1 protein-coding gene and 1 pseudogene are annotated in these 912 nt (G+C 33.4%); both read right to left on the reverse strand.

Annotation, left to right across the window (positions count from 1 at the left end):
• Positions 1-61: 61 nt before the first annotated feature.
• A complete protein-coding gene (locus ADICYQ_RS13935; protein ID WP_020894226.1) occupies positions 62-268 on the reverse strand; it encodes a hypothetical protein in 207 nt (68 codons plus the stop codon).
• A 61-nt stretch (positions 269-329) separates the two neighbouring features.
• A pseudogene (locus ADICYQ_RS13940) lies at positions 330-809 on the reverse strand (TolC family protein); the annotation flags it as partial.
• Positions 810-912 lie beyond the last annotated feature (103 nt).

Raw genomic sequence — 912 nt, forward strand, 5'->3', positions numbered from 1 at the left:
TCCCACGACTATGGTTAAAAGGTCTTTAGTGGTGACGTTTCCTTGTAATTCTAAAACATGGTTAAAAAACTTCAGCTTGGGCTTTAAAGGTTGTAATTAAAGGGACATGCTTTGTGGTATCTAACGTTTTTATTCTCTCATCCAAAAGTTTAATTTCATCGTTGATGGCTTCTTGTTCAGCAACAAGTTGACCTCTTTTTGTTCTTATAGTTTCAAGATTATCACTTTTAATAACTTGTTCTACAGAATTTTCTTTTCGCCAGAACACGAAATCGATACGATTGCAACGATTAATAGTGGATATATGTATTTCATTTTATTGGTGATTTTTAATTATTGATTGGTGTGTTTAGAACGGTTTCTAAAGCGGCTTTAGAGTTTATAACATCTAACATCGCTTGAAGTAATTCTTGTTGTGCTGTGTATAATTGTGTTTGGGCTTGTCTCAACTCAAAACTAGAGCCAATGCCTTCAAAATTTGGTTTGGTTTTAGTTTCAATACGTTCTGCTAAACCTAAATTCTCTTTTTTGTTGGCATAATCTTCAATAGCGAATTGGTAATCACTCTTTGCTGATTCAATCTGAAGTTTAATGCGTTGTTCGGTTTCGGTTAATTCTGTTTGTGCTTTTTCAAGGTTGATTGCTGCACGTTGTGTTGAGGCACTTCGCATTCCTGAACTAAAAATGGGAATATCTAAACTAATACCAAATAATGAAGACCCAAACCAAGGTTGACTTTTTTTGGTAAATGAAAAGTCTTCATTGTAGCCAGAATAACCACCATTAATAAATGCATTAAGGGTTGGTAAAAGCTTTGCTTTTTTCTAATTTAACCATTAGCTCTTTTGCTTTTGTGTCATTTAAGGCAATTAAATAATCAATCGTGCTTTCCGGATTATTTTCTGTATCTAA

Source organism: Cyclobacterium qasimii M12-11B (assembly GCF_000427295.1).
Lineage (GTDB): Bacteria > Bacteroidota > Bacteroidia > Cytophagales > Cyclobacteriaceae > Cyclobacterium > Cyclobacterium qasimii.